Source organism: Paraburkholderia fynbosensis (genome assembly GCF_902859935.1).
GTDB classification, from domain to species: Bacteria; Pseudomonadota; Gammaproteobacteria; order Burkholderiales; family Burkholderiaceae; genus Paraburkholderia; species Paraburkholderia fynbosensis.
In genome coordinates this window covers 1-20,232 of the sequence record NZ_CADIKI010000015.1, presented here as the reverse complement: position 1 = coordinate 20,232, position 20,232 = coordinate 1, and the positions used below count along the sequence as shown (strand labels likewise).

The window sequence follows — 20,232 nt, the reverse complement described above, 5'->3', positions numbered from 1 at the left end:
CGAGGAAACATCATGGCCGACTCCATCGAAACCCGCCCGCCGCTGCCACCGTTCACGCGCGAAACCGCGATTCAGAAAGTGCGCGCTGCGGAAGACGGCTGGAATACGCGCGATCCCGAGCGTGTATCGCTCGCGTACACGCCGGACAGCATCTGGCGCAATCGGGCCGAGTTCACGCATGGCCGCGCGGAGATCGTCGGCCTGTTGCGCCGCAAATGGGCGAGGGAGCTCGACTACCGGCTGATCAAGGAACTGTGGGCATTTACCGATAACCGTATCGCGGTGCGCTTTGCCTACGAATGGCACGACGATTCGAACAACTGGTTCCGCTCGTACGGCAACGAGAACTGGGAGTTCGACGAGCATGGACTGATGGCGCGCCGTCATGCCAGCATCAACGATCTGCCGATCCGCGAAGCCGACCGTCTGTATCGCTGGCCGCTCGGACGCCGTCCTGACGATCATCCGGGCTTGTCGGACCTCGGGCTCTAGACCTGCCATTCAGAATGGCGGTGGATGCGGGCACGCATTCACCGCTTTGCCATCGGTTCTCCGTTATCGTTGCGGTTCCAGGCTGCGGGCAGGTCTTGTGCCCGCACGTCCGAGCGCAGCCTCAACATCGCGTGTGCGGGTTGAGGTACAGTGCGCGACGGGCGGCAAACTCATAGCCAGAACATAGATGACACCGGCGCTCGACCGGTGGCGGAGAGGACATGCATTTTCGGCAGATCAAGAAGAACATCCGACGTACTGCAGTGGCGCTCATCGCGAGTCTGGCGGCGGCATCCGCCGCGCAGGCCGGCAACTGGTGCGAGGGCGGCATATGGGTCGACGCCATGCTCGGTTCGTATCACATCAACCCCGATCCGAATACCGATTTCGAACAGTTCAATCCGGGCCTCGGCGTCGAATGCTGGCTCAACAATCAATGGGCGCTGACCGCCGGTGGCTTTCGTAACTCGCTGCGCCGGCCCTCGTACTATGGTGGCGGTGTCTGGGCGCCGGAGTTCGCGCATTGGGGCATTGTGCGGCTCGCGGCGATGGCCGGGATCATCTCCGGCTATAACTACGGCAATTGGGGCTTGGGCCGCAATCACACGATCGGACCCGTGGTCGCACCGATCGTGATGGTCGAATACAAACGCGTCGGCGCGAACTTCATCGTAATTCCGCCGATTCCTTCGGACGATCTGCCGTTTACGATCGGATTTCAGGTGAAGGTGAAGTTCTGAGCGAACTGTGCGTTGTCAAAAAAGTTGCGACTTGCGGGAAGTCCTAGGTTTTTGGCAATAAAGTTGCGACTTGCCTTGCCCGGCAGCCATGTGACCTTGAAGAGTTGACGATCTCCGCACGTCTGTTTACCTGGTTGACCGAAAGACAGTTACGACTTCACCTGTCACACGGGACTTTCTCGTCTTCGATGAATCAAGGTATCGGTCTCAGATAGGTGACGAAGTTGAGCATGACTGCCACCAAAATATTCCGCTAAACCGGGCTTGAGTATAAGCCAACGTTGTTGAAATGATTGATTTGATTTTCTCGTTGCGCTCCGCCGTCCGTATTCACGGGACGAGTAAATGAGCCCCATAACAGATAAGGCACAACAGTCGCGGCCGTAAGGCGCCTCCTAGAACGACTCACCGTGCACGTGAGCGGAGTCTTACGTCAGGTATCGTGCACCGTTCTCGGCGGTCCGGGCACTTCCTGGAACCGCTCACCTTGCCTGTGGTGAAGAGGCCGGTCAGATGCCCGTGCACCGTTCTCGGCGGTCGGGCACCTCCTGGAACTGCTCACCTTGCCTGTGGTGAAGAGGCCTGTCAGATGCTGTGCACCGTTCTCGGCGGTCGGGCACCTCCTGGAACTGCTCACCTTGCCTGTGGTGAAGAGGCGGGTCAGATGCCCGTGCACCGTTCTCGACGGTCGGGCACTTCCTGGAACCGCTCACCTTTGCCTGTGGTGAAGAGGCCGGTCAGATGCTGTGCACCGTTCTCGCTCGGGCACCTCCTGGAACCGCTCACCTTGCCTGTGGTGAAGAGGCCGGTCAGATGCCTGTGCACCGTTCTTGGCGGTCGGGCACCTCCTGGAACTGCTCACCTTGCCTGTGGTGAAGAGGCCGGTCAGATGCCTGTGCACCGTTCTCGGCGGTCGGGCACTTCCTGGAACTGCTCACCTTGCCTGCGGTGAAGAGGCCTGTCAGATGCTGTGCACCGTTCTCGGCGCTCGGGCACCTCCTGGAACCGCTCACCTTGCCTGTGGTGAAGGGGCCGGGCAGATGCCCGTGCACCGTTCTCGGCGCTCGGGCATCTCCTGGAACCGCTCACCTTGCCTGTGGTAAAGAGGCCGGTCAGATGCCCGTGCACCGTTCTCGGCGGTCGGGCACCTCCTGGAACTGCTCACCTTGCCTGTGGTGAAGAGGCCGGTCAGATGCCTGTGCACCGTTCTCAGCGGTCGGGCACCTCCTGGAACTACTCACCTTGCTTGTGAAGGTTGAGGTCGATGCCCGCACGTTAAAGCACATAATCTTCAAAATGGACCGAGCTAACAACCGCAACCTCCAGGCTCCAGCTCTAGCCCTCTCACTTTAGATGCCTCCTTTTCGTGACGCGGCGGTCGTAAGGTTCGTTAGTGTCGGAACATAGAGTGGGTCCACCATGAATCTGAACCGGAAATCTTATGCGTAACAACGCACTGTACTTCCCATACGTCTCCATTCCAGATACGGCATGGACAATGCGTACCCTTCTCTATTGGGACAAAGTTTCCGCCATCGTCCCGCTCGAATTGGCGTATCGCCCCGAGGAGCTCGATGTGTTCATGCGAGAGCTTCTCGACGTAGGATTGGTCAACACCGTTATACCGGCGCAGTATCTGTGGCGATTGGAGCAGTTCGATACCGCATTCGTGAAACTCGTCGAAGCAAGGTTGAGAACATTTCACTACTCACCGGAGAAAATCAAGGCGCGGCCTCGCGTCCGTATCCACATCGAAAAACTTCAAGGCATACCGGAGTTTCTGGTTCGCTCCGGCGCAGCCGAACGATTGGACGACTCGTGGTACATGGTCGAGGCATCGATAGCAAAACTGTTCATGGCGTATCTCGCTGTATGCCTAGGAGGACTGGAAGAGGTCGATGCAGCACCTGTGACGAACAGGTGGGAGTACACATCTCTGTTAGGGTTAGGCCGAACTCAGCGTCGCCCACAGAGGCCTGCGCATCAAGACGCCCGACATGAGATTCTCGACTGTCTCTTACCTGTGCCTGAGGGCGAAGTAAATCTGGCTGCCATCGTGAAGTTTAAAGAACAGTATGGCGACCTACTTCCTGCTCTACGGAGGGTGATTGAAGTTCGCTCCGCCGAGATCGCCCTTCTACAGGACGCCGAAGACCGTGCGGACGCCATTAGCGATTTCGTCAAACAATCTAAGCTGCAGATTGATGAACTCAGTGACGCAATGCGCTTCAACTGGAAGAAGCTAACGTTCGGCGCGTTGTTCCCTCTCGCTGCCAACGGCATTCAATGGGCCACAACCTCACCTGACAGCCCAGCGTTGTGGGCAGGCACAGCTCTGAGTTTCGCAAGTGCGGCGTACACTGCGCTAACCTCGCCGGGCGAAAACAGCGCTAGCCTGCGCAAAGAGCCGCTTGCGTACATCGCGCACGCGCATCGGCGATTCGCGACGAAGCGCGACTAGGTGCTGAAACCGACGCAATGAGTTCGCGCGATCTTTGAAAAACTTGGGCGACGCTCGTGTCAGAAGCTGTGACCTAACGAGATGGCTGTCATGCCAGCCGACTGTCACGGATAGGACATAAAGTGAGCGCCCAACACTTGGTGTTCCGTTCGCAGTAACTCAACTGCACGGAACACCGGATGCCAAGGCTAACTGGGGGGATGGTGCGAAATCTCCAAGTGCGGAAAAATCTCAATAGACATGACCGAGCGAACCTCATAGTCCGTTGCGACGAAATCCCCGCTATGATGCAAAGTACGCCTCGCTGGCGAAATTTCCCGCTCCCTTATTAGCAATCCGACCATTGTGATGGATTAACGGCCATGTCCGCCGACCCGATTCTTTATTGCCTTGAAAATTTAACCAATTACCGTGTTTTCGAGCGTCTTTGTTCGGCCTTGTTAGCTGGCGTCGGATATATCGCCATCGACCCATTAGGCGGAACCGGGGATGAAGGTCGCGATGCAGTTATCATCCCGCTCGAAGATGGCAGAAAAATAGTTTTTGCCTACACAGTGCGCAGCGACTGGAGACAAAAACTGCGCTCTGACTGCAATCGAGTTCTTGAGAAAGGCCACGGTCCTGACCTCTTCGTGTTTGCTTGCACACAGGCCCTCTCGGCCTCAGAGAAGGATTGGGCCCGCGAGCTCTTGGCAGCTGAGTACGGTTGGAAACTGGACCTGTTCGACATTGAACGTATGCGGGTACAACTCGCCGGCCCCCAAAAGCATTTGTTGGCACAACACCCGAGCATTTTTACTCCACCGTTCTTCCCACAGCGCGGAGGCCAATCGATATCGGCAAGTCACGACACGATTCTGATTGACCATGTTCCCGCAGACCACGCCGCCGCCGCTTGGCTCGCCCGCCGCCTCACCTTGGCCGGATACCGGACTTGGTGCCAAGGTACTGCCCCCGTCCAGGGAGAGAATGTCGACGATACCGTTCGTCAACTCATTGAGTCACGTGCACGCCTCTACCTTCCCTTTTTGTCGACATCCGGCCTGGAAGATTCTGCGTTCCTCGAAAGATGCACAATTGCCGGCATGCGAGAGGATTTCGTTGTGCCTTGCGCAGGTAGTGGGTACGTTGCTGGACGCCTTCCCTCGAGGATTGCAAAACTAGAACCTGCAAGCTTCACGCCATCTTGGAATACAGGCCTTCAACACGTTCTGCAGCGTCTTTCTTCACTCGGTGTCCCCTTGTCCCATGAAGTAGAGCGTGGTCGGCAGATAGCGTTGCGCGACTATTTCCCTTCCTCGGTCACAGTGCCCGAACCTGAACCGGTCTTTGCAAACGCGTTTGCCGTGAAGGTTCCTGAGGCGATGCTGCTCTTCGATTTGGTGAAGACACTAACCAAATCCGAAATGAGCGACCTCCGAAAGTCGTGGGCGTTTGCAATCATTCATGAGCGAAGAGTAGCTGCCTTCACTCATCCTCCCGCCACAGCACCGATTCGTCGAAGCGCACGCCCCTCGGAGGTTCTCTGGTCGCACTTTCCAGAAACAGAGGGGCGTCGAACCAAGAACGTGGCAACAGAGCTGATTCGTCGGAGTCTGGAGGTCGCCTGTTATGAAAAAGGCCTCGAACGATGCATGTCACGCGATGTACTCTATTTTCCTGCGCCGAAAGTCGGCGAGCGCAAGCAGACAGTCCGGAACGTCGATGGCCGGACGACGTGGACCCAACTGACCGGCCAAGTCCAAAAAGGATATGGCGAGCGGGCGTCGAAGTTCGCTTACCAATTGTCACCCGCATTCTCTCCCAAGCAGGGCCCAGACGGCAGTTGGGAGGTTTTATTGCGCATATACGTTCGCGTAACGACTCTCGAAGGCGTGCCGTTTGAGGGTCCTGAAATCAATCGTCGAAGAAAAATCGTCACGAAGTCTTGGTGGAACCAAAAGTGGCTGCGTTTGCTTCTCGGCATAGTCCAAAGCCTCGAAACGGGCCCGGACACAATCCAGATAGGAACGGGACCTCGCTCGGTCACGATGTCAACGCGACCTTTGATGTGGGAGTGTCCAGTAGGTCTGGATGTTGTGGCTCTGGCCCGCGCGCCAGACATCGGCGAAGAAATCGCTGAATATCGTTCGCGAGATGCAGAAGGCACTGAAGATTACGCACCGTCTGGCGAGAGGCACGAAGAAGCATGAACAAATTTCACTATCTTGGCGAACCACTGCTCTTATTCGGCCACGACCAGATGGCCGAAGACCCCCACGACGGACTCGCACTGTTTGGCCCCGCCGAAGCGCGAACACAAATTCCAGACACGGTAGTAGTCGGCACGAAAGAAGGGATTGAACTTTGGAGCGAATGGTGCGAAGCATTGAACGCGCCGGCGTCTTGTGTTGACCCGCAAAAGCATCGCGCATGGCCGCCTTACCCCGGGTTCGATGTAGCTTTCGGTCCTAAATGGCCAAACCCAGTTCGAAGCTTCGCAATTGACGCAGTAGCCCTGTCTGATGCGTCCCGCATCGCCGATAAGTTCGACCGAGCCTTTGCCGTGGCAAACCTCTACGTGAACGAGATGGGCCGGCTTGCAAAATTGGACTCGAGGCCTGCCCTCGCTATCTGTGTCGTGCCAGACGAGGTCGCCGAGAACTGCCGACCGAATGCCTCTGTTGCGGTCTCGAAGCAAAGCGAGTTGTCACGAAGTAAAGACGAGAAGACGTTTCTGACCAAAGCAATCGCTGACCGCGACGCGGGCCAAACGCGGATGTTCGATGACGAACCCGATGTCGCTGAGATAATTGGTGACATCGAAGAATTTGAAGAATCGCACTCGATGTCCCCAGATTTTAGGCGCCAATTGAAGGCCAGAATGATGGAGGCTGAACTGCCTGTTCAAATCATCCGAGAATCGACATTGCGCATTACGGAACAGGTGAGGCAAGGGTTGAAGGGAGCGAATCCACTGTCGGACCGACTTTGGAATTTTGCCACAGCCGTTTACTACAAGTGTGGCTCGAAACCCTGGAAGACCCCTTGGGCTCGCGAAGGCGTTTGCTATGTCGGCTTGGCATACAAGCGCACAGACACCGGTCAGAACGCGTGTTGCGCGGCGCAAATGTTCTTGGACAGCGGGGATGGAGTCGTCTTCATAGGCGAGTTTGGCCCTTGGTATTCCGCTGAGCGCAAGGAGTTCCATCTGCCACCAGAAAAGGCCGAAGCGCTACTGCGCGGCGTCTTGGCAACGTATCGAGAACAGGACGGAAGGCCATTGAAGGAGATTTTCCTGCACGCTCGGTCTGGCATTGACGCGGAAGAGTACGAGGGTTTTAAACGGGCTTGCCCACCTGGAGTCGACCTCGTCGCAATTCGAGTGAACCAAGAGCGGAACACGTACCGCCTCTACCGGCATGACAACAATCCGGATACTGCGAAGCGAGGACAGCATCCAGTTTTACGAGGTGTACTCTGGGAACGGACATCCCGTTACGGATTGCTGTTCACGAATGGATTCAAGCCACGATTGGGCACTTACGATGGATTCGAAGTACCAGTACCTTTGTCAATCACCATCCAGCACGGCGAGGGAGACTTGGTCCAGATTGCAAAAGATGTTCTCGGACTGACCAAGCTCAACTACAACGCCTGTGTACTGGGTGAAGGACAACCGATAACGGTGAAGTACTCGGATCGTGTTGGTGAAATTCTGCTCGCAAACCCTGGACTTCCACCGGAGAAGTGGCGCGCGAACTTCAAATACTATGTGTAGAACCCCGCCGTTTAAGAAGTACAGGCTATCGCCTCGCTAATTTTCCGCGTGGCAGAAGAAGCTCAACAACTGCATGCCATCGGGGCCATCGAGACTGCACAGACGGAACGGCAAGCTAGCTACTTTGAAGCTCGTCTGACTGACATCGTCAAAAGCGTGGCGGCCGACCTACAATTGAGATACGAAAAGGACATTCAGTTGCCCATCGCTGGCGGGTTGGTTGCTGACCATCTGTTGCAAAGCCAAACACCTCCAATCGTCGTCGCGGCAGCTAGCGCGGCACGGTTACTTCAGGCGGAGGTCATCCATATGCAATGTCGGATGGAACGAAATCCGGGATTTGTTCTTGCCGTAGTCGAGGACCGGAATGTTCTGGACAAGCATCAATTCGAACACGCGAACTACTATACGGGCAAGACAGTCACGTCAACGAACAAGACTTTTGTTCGTTGCTCCCGTCGACCCGTACCTAGGTTGGCCCGGCATGCAGACGTTTAGACCTGCCCATTCGATTCGATCAACGAGCCACGCTCATCCCTGAATGATACCGTCGAGCACCATCCGAAAATAAGATGGGTATCGGTCCAAGGTCGGACGGACAGCGTCCGGGTTATTTCGAACATACTCGAAAACGGCCGTGCGCGAGTGGCGCACACCCTCAAAGACGGGACGCAAATCCTGCGACAGCATCCTGTCTGAGAAGCCTGCCTCCTGAATCGCCACAGTCAGGGGGTCTGGCAGGCCGTACTTCAAGCCGCTCTGCAACTCCTTTATCAAGTCCACGGTACCTTCTGTGTTTGGGTCCCCGTCTTGGTCGAAGTATGTCACCAATGCAGTCAAATACAGTGAAAACTCGTACCCAAAACAGTTGTCGCAAATATCGACGACATCTTCAGGCGTGAATCGACGAGCGCCTTCGCCGTGTCGCTTTGCGACTCCGGCGTCCAAAATGACCTCGCCGATTTGAGCGTAGGGTGCCCCCGACAACCATGTCTGCGCGACGTTGATGAGGAACTCCTTGCCGATTATTTTTTGCAACAGCTCATCCTCTGCCACCTCAAGCAAAATCGGCCAGATGATGCTCAGCAGTTCAGCCTGTGTCTGTGCGGAAAGCACAGCTTCACGGTCGCGCTCACACCATCTGTAAATCTTCGCAAGTGCGTTCAAACCCAACAACGTACGGGAGTTTCTCGTCTGATTTGCAGCTTCAGGTTCTCGCTCTTGCACTGCACGAGCGATAGCGATAAATATATCAACGAGCAGCGTCTTTTCTGCGTCCGATGCCAACGTGTATGCCAGCGTACTCTGCGCGAGGCCTTGAACCACCTCAACGAAGTCTTCGAATGGGACATTTCCACGACTGGCCTGCAGGAAGCTGGCAACAGCGTTCACAAGCCTCTCTTTAATTTTGACCTGGGCGGCGACATGCTCCGGTGTCGCACCGACGCGACCAAGGTATTCTGCATCGTCGTTGATTTGCGCGAGGGCGTTGTCCTCGTCCGCGAGCAGAGCGACAATCACGTCGAACGCGGGCTGCACTTCTTGAGAGCCGTCGTCGTTCATGATTGGAAAAACAAGTCCAAGCAGCGAGCTACCGGTAGGCTCGACGTTGTCAACTTTCAGCAGGTCTCGGACAGTATTCCAGCGCCAGCGTTCACGTCGCACGTTCCTGCCGTCAAATACGCGAGTGTCGGCGAAGATAACCGACCCCTCAATGTGCATCCCAGCGCGCCCGGCCCGTCCCATCAAATTGTGAAAATCACGGACCTTCACGCGTTCTCCACCTTGATATATCGTCGACACAATCAGATAGCGCAGCGGTAGATTTACTCCCTGCGCGAGCGTGGACGTGCATACCACAAGCGGCACGAGTTCCTCTTTCACAGCATGCTCGATACAAAGGCGCAGGCCCTGCGGCGTATTGCCATGATGAGCCAGCAATCCGAACCTCGCACCTCTGGTAACAATAGCGTCCTCGCCGAAATGCTTAACGTGAAGATAGACGAGCTTTGCCAGTTCGTCCTGATTCGCAATATCAGCAGGCGACGGATATGGCAGACCTCTCTCAAAGTATTGCACCCCGTCTTTCACGATGCCGGCAGCACTATCTTTCCTTCCGCAAAAAATCGCTGCGCTACCTTGGGGTGACAGCTTCAAACCGAGATATAAAGCAACATCTGGCGGTTCCCGTCCCGGAAAGACCCGAACGACGCGCTCCTTGCCGCGGAGCGGAAACGTAAAGGGCTCAATGACTCGTGGAACGAAGTAGGGGAAATCATCCGGCTGGCCAAGTGCATCGAACTGAAGGGTGCCAAGGGCATGCTGCCAGCTCGTGAAAACTACTGAGCGCTGCGTTGGCATCAAGCCTTGTCCGTCGACGACGAAAGCGCGCTCGCCAATCAGCCAACGCCCGACGGCTGCTGCATTGGAGATTACCGCGGACACCAACAGGACCTGAGCATTTCGCTCAAGATGTTGTTTAAGGGTCGTCAGTAGCAGCTCATACGTTACGCCCCGAGAACCCGAGTCGAATTGGTGTCCTTCATCGTAGACAACCAATCCAATCTTTGTTGCTATCTGGGGAGCTTGCCGCAAGACATACAGAAGCTTTTCTGGCGTCAGCACTAACACTTGCGGCGTACGGTCGATAACTTCGGCTAGCAGCTCGGCAAGCGACTCCGAGAAATCTTGCTGTAATACATCCGATAGTTCATCAATGGAAATTTGCTCGCCAGCAAATGTCTGACGCAGAGAATTCGAGATTTCATGGCACAGTGCGCGAAACGGTGCGACCACGACAGCCGTTCGAGTTCTGCCGGATAACTTTGCGCTTCGAATCACAAGCTCAATTGCACGAGTCTTCCCTGCGCTTGTCGGCATCTGAACGACTGCTGACGCGCCTGCGAAGAGGCCCGCTTTCCCTAGAAGACGCTGTGCCGGCCAAAGTTCAGATACAAAGCCTGCCTTGCGAAGAACGTCTGACCACGCTTCTTCATCGAGTCGCGAGTACCGAGGCAAATTCAAACGACTTGAGTTCCTGGCCTTCTGAAGCGTGACTGCAACACATAAATCCGCGAACGCAATGTCTCGCGAGGCGCCATTGCGATACACGGCTTTTCGCAACGCATCGCAGTGTCTAAGAAGGATTCGCTCATCACTGCCGTCACGGGACAGTAAATCGCTCGCGGCGCGGAGCATGGTCTTCAACAAATGCGAAAACCGATTGTCGGGAGAGATTTCGTCAGTGTCCCAACGGTTGATTAGCGCCCTACGCAAGCCAAATGCGAAGGGGTCCAACCGTGGCAGGAATCGCTCAGACAACAGGTTGCTGACGACCAAACTGCTTCCCGGCGTTTCTGCAAGGTAGAAGGTGGCGGCTGCAAGCGTGAGCAGTTCTTCGTCGAGTTCAGTATCGAACTTCGACTCAACATACGCATAGAAAAACGATGCCGCAAACCGAAGAGCCTGCTGGTCCGATTCATTTCGGGTTCCGAGGACCGTGCCACGCTGATGACACAAGTCGCAAATCGCTGCGGCTTCATCACCCAATATGCCAATCGCTAGCGCGAATAGGTCCTCTGGATGAGTGCCGGCGGGAATAACGATGTGCTCGTCGAGTCGCACTCCGTACTCGTACATTCTAGCTTTTGCCTGCGTTATCCCGAACAGGCGCTTAGAATTCTCTTCAGGCTTCATTTGCGGCTCTCGCGTAAAGACTGTGAGCGAGTGTCATCAAATCCTCACCCCGGATTACTAGTAGTAGGAGAGTTGACCCTGGAGGATGTGATGCTGTTGTTGTCGATGCAATCAGCTCGGCATCGAATGCATCGTTACTCAAAACAGCGGCCGCGCCCGTCTGCTCTCTAAAAGGCCTGTCGGCCTTTGCCTGGAAGCGCTCAACCAGCGCAGCTCGCTCATTGTCGCCATGCATGAGCGCTTTCCGCTTCATGGCAAGAAGGGTAAAAGCCTGCCGCACTTTGTCCTTCGCTGCATCGTCGACTGCCACCTGCAGTCTCGCTTGAGGTCGACCTGCGCTCAACTGAGCCTTGACTTCAAAGGTCGTCAGCGTGTCCTCGGCGGTAATACCGTTTGGGGACATATATAGGCCTATGATATCCGTGCCTTTCACCGATTCGTTTGGCGTTGCTTTCTCCGAGAATCGGGAGCGCGGAACCCAGTGATTCATTGAGAATTCGAGAAAATCACATACTAGTATTTCCGCAAAGTCTCCCGAGCGTATCGACGGACCCGGCTTGACTGTGCTCGGGAATATCATCTGCGCGAGGAACTCCGCGCGCGACAGTCCCGTCGCTGACCGCAGCGCGTCGATGTCCTCATCTGGACAGTAGTGTTGTCGGAAATGCCGAGCCCACGAGGACAGGGTAACGTTATCGGGTTGATGCGCGAATTCGAACAACCTGACTTGCTTTCCCTCGATTGTCGTCACTGGCGGCTGCTCCACTAGCCAGTTGAGATGCTCAGGCGGAGGCATCGATACCCTCAAAAATTTTTCTCTTAAAGTACATTGTATTTCTGCTTGTTTTTTTACGACAGCTAACCTGAAGGAAAACTTCCCTCCACGAATGCCCGCGTCTGCGTCAGGTCCGTGCGCGCATAGGCGGCGGTCGTCTGCACCGACGCATGACCGAGTAGCGTCTGCGCCACCGGCAAGGGCACTGCGTGATCCACCACCAGGGCCCGCGCATAGCCATGCCGTAACCAGTGCGTGGAGGCCGCGCGCAGCAGCGTGAGCGTCGTCAGGTCGCCCGGCGCCACCCGTTCTTCAGCGGCGAGCAGGACGGCCTTGACCTCGTCGTACAGGCCGCTGTGACCGAGCGCGTCACGCTTCTCGCTGTGAATCAGGGCGAGCCGTTCAAAGGGCGACGGACAGGCCGGCAGGCCCCGCGCGAGCCGGTAGGCGCGTAATGCGGGCACGCACACCGAGGGCAGCGGAACCGACCGGCGCTTGCCGCCTTTGCCCTGCACGTGCAGGGTCCACTGGTCCTGCGGGTCAGCCTCGAGCCGGGGCAGGCCGTCGGCTTCCGACCACACCAGTTCCGCGAGCCGCACGCCGGCGTAGCGGTACAACGACCAGATCGCGCGGCGACGCGCCCAGACCAGCGCCGACATCGTGTCCGGTGCGGCGCCGCTGACCACGGCGTCGCACAGCGCCAGTACGCTGGCCGGCATGATCCGTGACGGCGTCCAGCTGTCCCGGGTGGCCGCCCCGCCGGACAGTTCGGCAGCGGGGTTGGCGATCACGTAGCCGGTCTTTAACCAGTAGCGGAACAGGCTTGAGACGACGGCGATCGCCCGCGCGCGGGTGGTGGCCTGCAGACCGGCTGGGCGGTTGTGCGTCGGGTCGTGCGCTGTGCCCGCGGCCGGCGTGCTGCGCCGGGTCCGTTCGAGCGCCGTGCGGTACGTGAGCAGGTTTTGGCGGGTCAGGTCCGACAGCGGCCCCAGCTGATGCCGGTCGCACCACCCGATCAGGCGTCGCAGTTCCGCGAGGTACGCGCGCAGCGTATGCGGCGAGCGGCTCGCGCGGTCGCGCAGGAACAGGGCGACGGCCTGCGCGTCGTCCGCCGCCCCTAGCGTATTGGTGACTGGCGACGGATTGGCGAAGCGGCCCGCGCGCGCCAGCCACGCGCGGCCGGCGGAATCGGGCGCGAGCGCCGCGAGCCAGAGCGCGGGACTCGCCGAAGGACCGGACGTGTCCGGACCGGCGAGGGCAGGGACGCCAGTGTCTTCAGTGTCTATAGTCGACACCGTGGGCGTGGCCGGGTCGTCCGGCGCGAACCGGAACCGCCGGTGCTGCTTCAGCAGCCGTAGCAGCACCGTGTCGGGCGCCGGTGCGGTGTCGCCGGCTGCGACCCTGATCCGACCGCGCTCCCAGTACTCGACCGCCGCGTCGTGATCGAGCAGCAGGGCAAACACGAGGGGATGGTCGCGTCTCGCGTCGGCCAGTGACGGACATCCGCGTTTGAGTAATGGAAGGGTCCAGCGCGTGTAGACCGGGTGGCCCAGGGCGTCGGCGACATAGGCGAGCGCCACGTCGATACTCTCAGGCAGGCGCTGCGGGGGCGTGCGGGCCATGTCGAACCAGCCGGAAAAGCCAGGTACGCCGGGTGGGTGGTTCATTTCGGGCGGCGCCGTCTGGTGGTCGTCGGCGTCGGCGACGTGCTGGCCGGCTTCCGGTGGTGCGAGGGGTGGGGCGAGGGCCCGGCCGTATGAGCGCGGCCGTCGACGGTGGCCAGCAGCGCACGCTGTTCCGCGACCAGCGTGGTCAGCGCCGCGACTTCCGCGGCCGCGCGCAGGTGCGCGTCGCGTTCAGCCGCGAGGTCGGCCAGCAGGCGGTCGCGGAGCCCTTCGAGCGCCGCCACCCGCTCCTGCTTTTCGGCAACCTGTTCCGTCAGCCGTTCACGCTCGGTCTGCAGCGCGTGGCGCTGGTGCTCCGTTTCCTGCAGCAGCTGTCGCGACAGCCCTTCATAGCGGGTGTGGACGGCCGCGAATTCACTGGCATGCGCCTCCTTCATGTCAGTTAGCGCGAGCTGGGCCGCGTTCAGCTGTCCCTGCAGGTCGGCGGCGGCCGTCCGGTACGCCTCCGTCCGCTCGGTCAGGCTGCGGTAGTCGGCCCGCAGCGTCGCCAGTTCGGTGTCGCGCATGCCGAGTTGCGCGCGCAGCTCCGCCAGTTCCACCCGCAGCATTTCCGTGCGCAGGTCGGCTTCATGACGGGCCGCCGCGGATGCTTCGGCCTGTTGGGCGGCGTCGGCACGCAGCCGCATCACGTCGTCCAGCTGGACCGCGACGGCGGCCTGCCAGAGCGCGCGCATGTGCGTCGCGATTTCATCGGGCAGTTCCGGAATCGCCACCTCGGTCATGCCCGCGCGGACCACCTCGGTCTCGATGTCGTTGAGGATGCGTGACAGCGTGGTGGGATCGCCCGCGCCCAGGCGTGCGCGCAGTTTACGCACCGACACGACCTGGCGGAAGCGGGCGCCCGAGGGCGGCTCGGGGTCGCCGGCCTCGGCGAGCATCGCGAGGACGGTGGCGCGGATGTCGTCGCGGGTGGCGGCAGCGGGACGCGGCATGGCGGTCTCCAGCGCGCCGCGCAGAAATGGCCCGAAAGCAGTGCGGAGGCGGCGCAGGCACGTGAGTTCAGTCTAGATGACGCACAGGTCTTACGCCAGACAACCGTTTTTCTGCCGGAAACAGAACGCGTGCCGGAGATAACTGCCCTTATCACCGGAAAACGCGAAACCTTATGTCCCAACTGGCTGCTCAGTCGCGGCCCCGGCCAACATGATCGTTGCGCTCCGCTCACAGTTTGTTCGGCAACTAAGCGTGGATCTCTGGTGCGGAACGAGGGCGCTAAATATTTACGGGCGAGGGAGATGGCATAGACGTCGCCATACGTCGACAGATGGATGTGTATGTCGAAAGCCTTACGCACTGACCGATCAGCCCCATATTGCGGAAAATTGGCGGCCTTGATGTATCAAGGCCTGCGCGAGGGCAGCAGTGTAGAGACACTTCAGACGGTGTGCATGATTTTTAATATGAAGGGTTTTGAAAGGGATAGCGCATCAATGCTGACTGCTGAACTGTGTCAGTATAACCATCAGGAAAACATTGGATTCAGCAGGCCGGGGTTAAGCAAGGTTTGGTCGAAGCATTGCACGCGTTGCGCGACCCGTACCTTGAAAAGCATCCGCAAGATCCCGGCACGTTATCGAGGACACGTTGAGATGACGACTCCCAGTGAAACCAGCGGCGTGGACCGACAAGAATTAGTGCGCTGGAGTGTTGCATACCAGAAGGATCTCTTTGCACTGCTCCAATCGATATTCACGATCGCCGCGATCCTGGCGGGTGGTTTATGGTTCTGGTTTCAAGGACAACCTCTCACCAAAGCGAACACTACGTTGTCCGTCGAGGATCGTCGCCTCACAGGTACTGATTGGACGTTGCTAACCATAACGATTAAATTCGAGAACGTCGGTTTGCGAACGATCAAATTAACACAAGGCGATTTTCGAGTAGCTGAGGTTGTACCGGTGCCCGAATCGATATCCAAACAGTTGCCCTCTGAGCGCATCGCAGGAACGGCGCCTCACTGGAAAGACCTCAAAATGCTGCAGATCGACGACAAGGCAGAGAACCTACCGGTTTTCCTGAACGCTGGCGAGACAGAGCATGTGTTAGCCGAGATTTTAGTTCCGGCTTCGTGGAAGACCGTTCGAATCTATGCGAGAGTCTCCTCGGCTAAAGATGAAAATTATTGGAGCATGACCGCACTTCACGATGTGCAACCCGTCAAAGTTGGAGAAGAAGATGAAACCGCACAAGCCGCTTCAACTATTATCCGTCGGAGCGCTGCTAGCGTGCTTGGTCGCAAATCCGGCGCTCGGCCAGCACGTGCCACCGGCAAGTGACAGCCAAGTCGCGCAGCACCCCGCGGACGCGTCTGACGCCTCCAATCTAGAATCTGCAAAAGCAACAAAAGCGGCAAATAGGGCGCTAGGTCGGAAAGTGCGGCAGGCGCTCGCAAAGGCTCAAGGTTTGGACGTCAGCTCTGTCGTTGTGCGGGCACGAGGTGGCGCTGTAACCTTATCGGGAAGTGTGCCGGACAGCACTCAGATCGATAAAGCGAGTGAGGCTGCAAAAGGTGTTGCGGGCGTCAAGTCCGTCGAGAACAAATTGACGATCCAGCAGCAGTAGGCCATATCCGTCAGGGTCGTGGCCGTGAAGTGACGATTGGCACGCCATCTCATTGGTCCACAGACTACTTCGTCCTCAAGCCGACGTAAGCTAACACAGGGAATCACCTGAGTACCATGCTCAGGTGAACAGCGTCGTTCGGCGCATTTTCTGCGGGCGGCGGTTCCTCGGGGTAGTGCGCGCCAGTGCGCCGTGACATACGCGAAAGTGGCCCGGGCAATGTCGCAATGATCGGAAGTGAGTGAGGTAACATCGCGCAAATAAGTCCGTTCGCGCGAGCTTTCTTGCACATCAAGACGTAACGCACGGGCGTAGATGCCGATGTGCTGCGTATGACACACTAAACCCCGACACACGGGCTGAGCGATTTCACAAAATCCGTTGCATCGACCGGTTGAATCCGCAACTGGTTGCTGCTCTGGAAGGCCGGTCGAGGCGTTATCTCGGGGTGGAGGTCGCGGCTCTTCGCCTGACCCCCGGTTCAACCACCTTGGCACGACGGCGATCATGGGTATAGGGACAAGAAGGATTATCTTCACCCTCGGGTTATATGTCGGTTTCTCGGGGAAACTTGAGTTCGTTGGTCGACCTGAAGAGCCCTCCACCTGGGCGTGACGAGCCGGGCGATCCTCTATGCGCTGAACCGGTGGGAAGCGCTCACACGCTATTGCGATGATTCGAGATGCTGTCGCGGATGGATGCCCTTGCGATCCGGCGTAAAGACGAACCACACCGCCGGCGGCGTCGTATCGGCCGATGCACGGTCATCGCGCACGTACACCCACAGCCGACCGGTCTTCGTCTTGCCGTTGCCCGGTGCAAGCACTGGAACCGGTGTGTCGTCGGCGTGCAGTTTCGTCGCCGACATCACGTGACGACGCAGCGTTTCAACGAGCGGCTGCAGCAGCGTCGCCGCGTGACCGACCCACTTCGCAAGCAGCGAGCGATCAAGCTCGACACCTTCCCGCGCGTACATGACTGACTGCCGGTAAAGCGGCACGTGGTCTGCGAACTTCGACACCAGCACGTGTGCCAGCAGCCCAGGACCGGCGAGACCGCGTTCGATGGGACGGCTCGGTGCAGGCGCCTGAGAGATGTGATCGCAACACATGCACGCAAACTTCGGGCGCACATGACGGATGACCCGGAAGCTGGCCGGTACGTACTCAAGCTGTTCGGCGACGTCTTCACCCAGCGACTTCATCTGGCCACCGCACTCAGCGCACTTCCCGGCAGATTCGGGCAGGTGTGTTCGGATCTCGCGCGGCAGATGTTCAGGCAGTGGCTTGCGCGGGGACTGTTCCGCAGCCGTGCGCGGCGTCTTCGGGATTTCGACTGGCGCCGCGCCTTCGTCGGCCTCAAGCTCTTCGAGGCGCAGCTCCAGTTGCTCGATCTGATGGTCCAGCTTCTCCGACTTGCGACCGAACTGCATACGGCGCAGCTTGACAATGAGCAGCTTCAGGTGTTCGACCTCGACTGCGCGCGAAGCCAGCGCGGCTTGTTGCGAGTCCACCGTTTCCTGCAGTTTGAGCATCTGCGCGTCGCGCTCGCGCAGCGCCGCCTCCTGGCTGAGCAGCATCGCCTTCAGCGTTTCGACATCGTCGGGAAGTGGGCTCGCGCGCGTCATGCGACCAGTTTACGCGCGAGCCACGACGTTTACAACGCCGAGGTCGGTCGTGCCGTTCTCGTCGGTTGCCGCCAGTCGATGCCTTCTAGCAGCATCGATAGTTGTGCCGGGCTCAGGCAAATAACGCCACCGTCTGCTTGAGGCCATACGAAGCGCCCCTTCTCGAGTCGCTTGTAACATACCTCGGAATGCGAATCTTGTTGTTGCCTCAGAACACCTTGTCCGCATTACCCATCCGTTTCATCCATTCAGTGGGCAGCGACTTCTGTGTATTGGTGAACGCTATAACCGGTCTGGCAGACGTCTCTTGCTGCGCATCGACGACAAGAGCTATTGCTCCGTTCCTCCGAAGTGGACCGATATGAGCGAACCCGATCCTGAAGTCACGATCGGACGAGCTCGCGCGCTGTTCACGGTTGCGGATTTGATGGAGCTTGCGCTCCTCGTGAGACGCTTCTCTTCACACAGGCATGCAGAGGACGCCTCGTCTATGTAAGAGTAATTATGTCGCCGATGTAAGGCAATTAATGCCGCATATCCTGACTTTTTGATGTTTTATCGCGCTTTAGAATGTCCGTGTTCCGGGCTGCTACCATGCAGAGTCATAGAGCTTGACAAGTTTCATTGTGCGGCATAATTTAATTACAACAACGTGCATATTTTTGGAGTGATCGTGCCACCGAACGAACGCAAGCGCTCGAAGACCGATGTTCTCGCGGAAGACGGTACGCTGAATCAGACGCCAGAGAGCGTTCTTGATCCCAAGTTCCAAGAAGGCGGATTCTTCGATCCCCACGACGCCGTGCAGGTCAAGTACGAGATGTTGCGCCGGGTCTCGGTAGAGAAGGCATCGGTGACGCAGATCTCCGACGAATATGGTGTCTCGCGACCGACCTTCTATCAGGCGCGGGCAGACTTCGAGGAAGGAGGGATCGCAGGTTTGGTCCCGAGGAAGCGTGGACCACGTGGTCCACACAAGATCCAGGGCGACGTATTGGCCTTTCTCAAATCGCAGTTCACGCCCGGAGAACCGATTCGGGCACGCGAACTGGCAAAGCTGGTTCGCAAGGAATTTGGTCTCGATGTGCATCCTAGAACGATCGAGCGCGCCTTCGGTGTAAAAAAAACGGCGGAATAGCACGAACCGGTGCTTGGCCGTTGGTAGTTTCATCTGCAATCGCTGCGCAATACGAGGTGCTGCGCTCCGCAATGCTTGGCGAGGCCTTGCCCGCAGAGGCCCGCCGCGGACTCAGCGTCTTTCTTGCTCGAGGCATGTGGGCATGGGCACGCATGATGGTTTTAGGGCGTGCTCCACTGGATCCGATCGGTACCCGGTCCTCTCCGTACACACAGTCCTTCGAGCGCCAGAGTGTCATCTATGCACTCGCAGGCATGGCTATGGCGCTCAATGAGTGGAGAAGACCGTGAACGCATCGCTTAAAGTTCAACCTCACCACCTCGAACGGAGTGCTTATCTTTACATCCGGCAATCGTCGATGCGGCAAGTCGTCGAGAACGTTGAGAGCACGAAGCGGCAATACGCCTTGCGTGGGCGTGCGACCTCGCTCGGCTGGCGCGACGAGCAGATCGTCACGATCGACAGCGATCAGGGCGAATCGGGAGCATCAGCGTCATGGCGGGAGGGGTTTCAACGGTTGGTCACTGATGTTGGCATGGGCCGCGCTGGCATCGTCATGGGCCTGGAGGTTTCACGCCTTGCAAGAAACAATGCCGACTGGCATCGGCTGCTGGAAATCTGCGCGCCTGCGGACACGTTGATTCTTGACGAGGACGGGATATACGATCCGGCAAGCTTCAACGATCGGCTCCTGCTTGGGCTCAAGGGAACAATGAGTGAAGCCAAACTGCATGTTCTCAAGGCACGACTACGCGGCGGAATCCTGAACAAGGTAAACCGTGGCGAGTATCGCTGCCTGCTACCGACCGGCTTTGTGTACGACGAACTCGGCAATGTAGTGCTTGACCCAGATTCGCAGGTCGGGGAAATCCCTAATTGCTTTTCATGTACATGTTGTATGGCCTATTGTAGGTCATGGCTTTCAACTTGAAGCGCGAGTTTTAGGCCCAACCGGTAACCACAGGACGGACTTACCTTGTCCCGGTAGGTCAACGCCAACACGGACTTTTCATCCGGGTCGGCGGAGTCTCGCCGCGCTCCGTGGCGCCTGTCTGGTGGTATCGAAAATGAGAATAAAGGCAGTTGAAGGGCATGATCTTTGGTTCATATCGCTCTTCCGCAGCATAGAATAAATGACAAGCTTGGCTTGTCTGTGCGTTTTGCGCGAATGCCCCTTTTCTGTCAGATTGTGTTGAAAAAGTCTTGTTTTGGCTCGAAGCGCTGAAGTCCGCGGCACGTTTTCGAGTTGTGGTGATCGGCGAAGCGGCAAACTTGAACGAGGCAACGATCCCCGTT

17 protein-coding genes and 1 pseudogene are annotated in these 20,232 nt (G+C 58.0%); 11 read left to right on the top strand and 7 right to left on the bottom strand.

Translation table 11 applies throughout. The features are described 5' to 3' along the window. Positions 1–12 precede the first annotated feature (12 nt). From HV770_RS23445 to HV770_RS23420, 6 genes are all read left to right on the top strand, one after another. The gene (locus HV770_RS23445; protein WP_121319791.1) at positions 13–492 is read left to right on the top strand and encodes a nuclear transport factor 2 family protein; all 480 of its coding nucleotides are present in this window, start codon (positions 13–15) and stop codon (positions 490–492) included. Positions 493–713: 221 nt separating this feature from the next. After that, the gene (locus tag HV770_RS23440) at positions 714–1,232 is read left to right on the top strand and encodes a hypothetical protein (RefSeq protein WP_175163449.1); all 519 of its coding nucleotides are present in this window, start codon (positions 714–716) and stop codon (positions 1,230–1,232) included. A gap of 1,441 nt (positions 1,233–2,673) precedes the next feature. After that, complete coding sequence (locus tag HV770_RS23435; protein WP_175163447.1) at positions 2,674–3,693, top strand: DUF6236 family protein; 1,020 nt, start codon at positions 2,674–2,676, stop codon at positions 3,691–3,693. A 362-nt stretch (positions 3,694–4,055) separates the two neighbouring features. Beyond that, entirely contained in the window at positions 4,056–5,885 is a 1,830-nt protein-coding gene (locus tag HV770_RS23430) for a hypothetical protein (protein WP_175163445.1), read from the top strand. Further along, a complete protein-coding gene (locus HV770_RS23425; protein WP_175163443.1) occupies positions 5,882–7,453 on the top strand; it encodes an argonaute/piwi family protein in 1,572 nt (523 codons plus the stop codon). The genes HV770_RS23430 and HV770_RS23425 overlap by 4 nt, the downstream gene beginning before the upstream one ends. Positions 7,454–7,501: 48 nt before the next feature. Next, the gene (locus HV770_RS23420; RefSeq protein WP_175163441.1) at positions 7,502–7,951 is read left to right on the top strand and encodes a hypothetical protein; all 450 of its coding nucleotides are present in this window, start codon (positions 7,502–7,504) and stop codon (positions 7,949–7,951) included. A gap of 33 nt (positions 7,952–7,984) precedes the next feature. Here the strand turns inward: HV770_RS23420 and HV770_RS23415 are convergent, their stop codons facing one another. The 4 genes from HV770_RS23415 to HV770_RS23400 all read right to left on the bottom strand — a co-directional run bounded on the left by HV770_RS23415 (position 7,985) and on the right by HV770_RS23400 (position 14,541). Then, positions 7,985–11,149 (bottom strand): DEAD/DEAH box helicase, encoded by a 3,165-nt coding sequence (locus HV770_RS23415; RefSeq protein WP_175163439.1) that lies wholly within the window; start codon positions 11,147–11,149, stop codon positions 7,985–7,987. Continuing rightward, a complete protein-coding gene (locus HV770_RS23410; RefSeq protein ID WP_246291123.1) occupies positions 11,139–11,945 on the bottom strand; it encodes a Hachiman antiphage defense system protein HamA in 807 nt (268 codons plus the stop codon). Before HV770_RS23410 ends, HV770_RS23415 begins: the two co-directional genes overlap by 11 nt. A gap of 62 nt (positions 11,946–12,007) precedes the next feature. Continuing rightward, the gene (locus HV770_RS23405; RefSeq protein WP_246291121.1) at positions 12,008–13,591 is read right to left on the bottom strand and encodes a tyrosine-type recombinase/integrase; all 1,584 of its coding nucleotides are present in this window, start codon (positions 13,589–13,591) and stop codon (positions 12,008–12,010) included. Beyond that, on the bottom strand, positions 13,588–14,541 hold the full coding sequence (locus HV770_RS23400) for a DNA-binding protein (RefSeq protein WP_175163435.1): 954 nt from the start codon (positions 14,539–14,541) through the stop codon (positions 13,588–13,590). The genes HV770_RS23405 and HV770_RS23400 overlap by 4 nt, the downstream gene beginning before the upstream one ends. A gap of 402 nt (positions 14,542–14,943) precedes the next feature. Between HV770_RS23400 and HV770_RS23395 the strand changes: the two genes are divergently transcribed. Both HV770_RS23395 and HV770_RS23390 read left to right on the top strand, forming a co-directional pair. Beyond that, positions 14,944–15,885, top strand: a complete 942-nt coding sequence (locus HV770_RS23395) for a hypothetical protein (RefSeq protein ID WP_175163433.1) — start codon at positions 14,944–14,946, stop codon at positions 15,883–15,885. Next, the gene (locus tag HV770_RS23390; RefSeq protein WP_175163431.1) at positions 15,785–16,171 is read left to right on the top strand and encodes a BON domain-containing protein; all 387 of its coding nucleotides are present in this window, start codon (positions 15,785–15,787) and stop codon (positions 16,169–16,171) included. Before HV770_RS23395 ends, HV770_RS23390 begins: the two co-directional genes overlap by 101 nt. A gap of 676 nt (positions 16,172–16,847) precedes the next feature. Here HV770_RS23390 and tnpC read toward each other — a convergent pair. After that, positions 16,848–17,798 (bottom strand): annotated as a pseudogene (gene tnpC / locus HV770_RS23385) (IS66 family transposase); the annotation flags it as partial. A 29-nt stretch (positions 17,799–17,827) separates the two neighbouring features. Beyond that, complete coding sequence (tnpB, locus tag HV770_RS39825; RefSeq protein WP_175163759.1) at positions 17,828–18,010, bottom strand: IS66 family insertion sequence element accessory protein TnpB; 183 nt, start codon at positions 18,008–18,010, stop codon at positions 17,828–17,830. Between tnpB and HV770_RS39820 the strand changes: the two genes are divergently transcribed. From HV770_RS39820 to HV770_RS23365, 3 genes are all read left to right on the top strand, one after another. Next, entirely contained in the window at positions 17,932–18,294 is a 363-nt protein-coding gene (locus HV770_RS39820) for a DUF5372 family protein (protein ID WP_175163757.1), read from the top strand. The two genes, tnpB and HV770_RS39820, sit on opposite strands and share 79 nt — an antisense overlap. Before the next feature lie 177 nt (positions 18,295–18,471). After that, positions 18,472–18,936 carry a helix-turn-helix domain-containing protein gene (locus HV770_RS23370; RefSeq protein WP_175163429.1) on the top strand — a complete coding sequence of 155 codons (465 nt, stop codon included), beginning with the start codon at positions 18,472–18,474 and terminating at the stop codon, positions 18,934–18,936. A gap of 286 nt (positions 18,937–19,222) precedes the next feature. After that, positions 19,223–19,867, top strand: coding sequence for a recombinase family protein (locus tag HV770_RS23365; RefSeq protein WP_246291119.1), 645 nt, complete (start codon positions 19,223–19,225; stop codon positions 19,865–19,867). 58 nt (positions 19,868–19,925) lie between these two features. Here HV770_RS23365 and HV770_RS38230 read toward each other — a convergent pair. Next, positions 19,926–20,232: hypothetical protein (locus tag HV770_RS38230; RefSeq protein WP_217468639.1), on the bottom strand; the 307-nt coding region annotated here is incomplete at its 5' end.

Bases quoted from the DNA above. Each gene is read 5' to 3' on its own strand.
- HV770_RS23445 (WP_121319791.1), top strand. From the start codon at position 13: ATGGCCGACTCCATCGAAACCCGCCCGCCGCTGCCACCGTTCACGCGC.
- HV770_RS23440 (WP_175163449.1), top strand. From the start codon at position 714: ATGCATTTTCGGCAGATCAAGAAGAACATCCGACGTACTGCAGTGGCG.
- HV770_RS23435 (WP_175163447.1), top strand. From the start codon at position 2,674: ATGCGTAACAACGCACTGTACTTCCCATACGTCTCCATTCCAGATACG.
- HV770_RS23430 (WP_175163445.1), top strand. From the start codon at position 4,056: ATGTCCGCCGACCCGATTCTTTATTGCCTTGAAAATTTAACCAATTAC.
- HV770_RS23425 (WP_175163443.1), top strand. From the start codon at position 5,882: ATGAACAAATTTCACTATCTTGGCGAACCACTGCTCTTATTCGGCCAC.
- HV770_RS23415 (WP_175163439.1), bottom strand. From the start codon at position 11,149: ATGAAGCCTGAAGAGAATTCTAAGCGCCTGTTCGGGATAACGCAGGCA.
- HV770_RS23410 (WP_246291123.1), bottom strand. From the start codon at position 11,945: ATGCCTCCGCCTGAGCATCTCAACTGGCTAGTGGAGCAGCCGCCAGTG.
- HV770_RS23405 (WP_246291121.1), bottom strand. From the start codon at position 13,591: ATGAACCACCCACCCGGCGTACCTGGCTTTTCCGGCTGGTTCGACATG.
- HV770_RS23400 (WP_175163435.1), bottom strand. From the start codon at position 14,541: ATGCCGCGTCCCGCTGCCGCCACCCGCGACGACATCCGCGCCACCGTC.
- HV770_RS23395 (WP_175163433.1), top strand. From the start codon at position 14,944: ATGTATCAAGGCCTGCGCGAGGGCAGCAGTGTAGAGACACTTCAGACG.
- HV770_RS23390 (WP_175163431.1), top strand. From the start codon at position 15,785: ATGAAACCGCACAAGCCGCTTCAACTATTATCCGTCGGAGCGCTGCTA.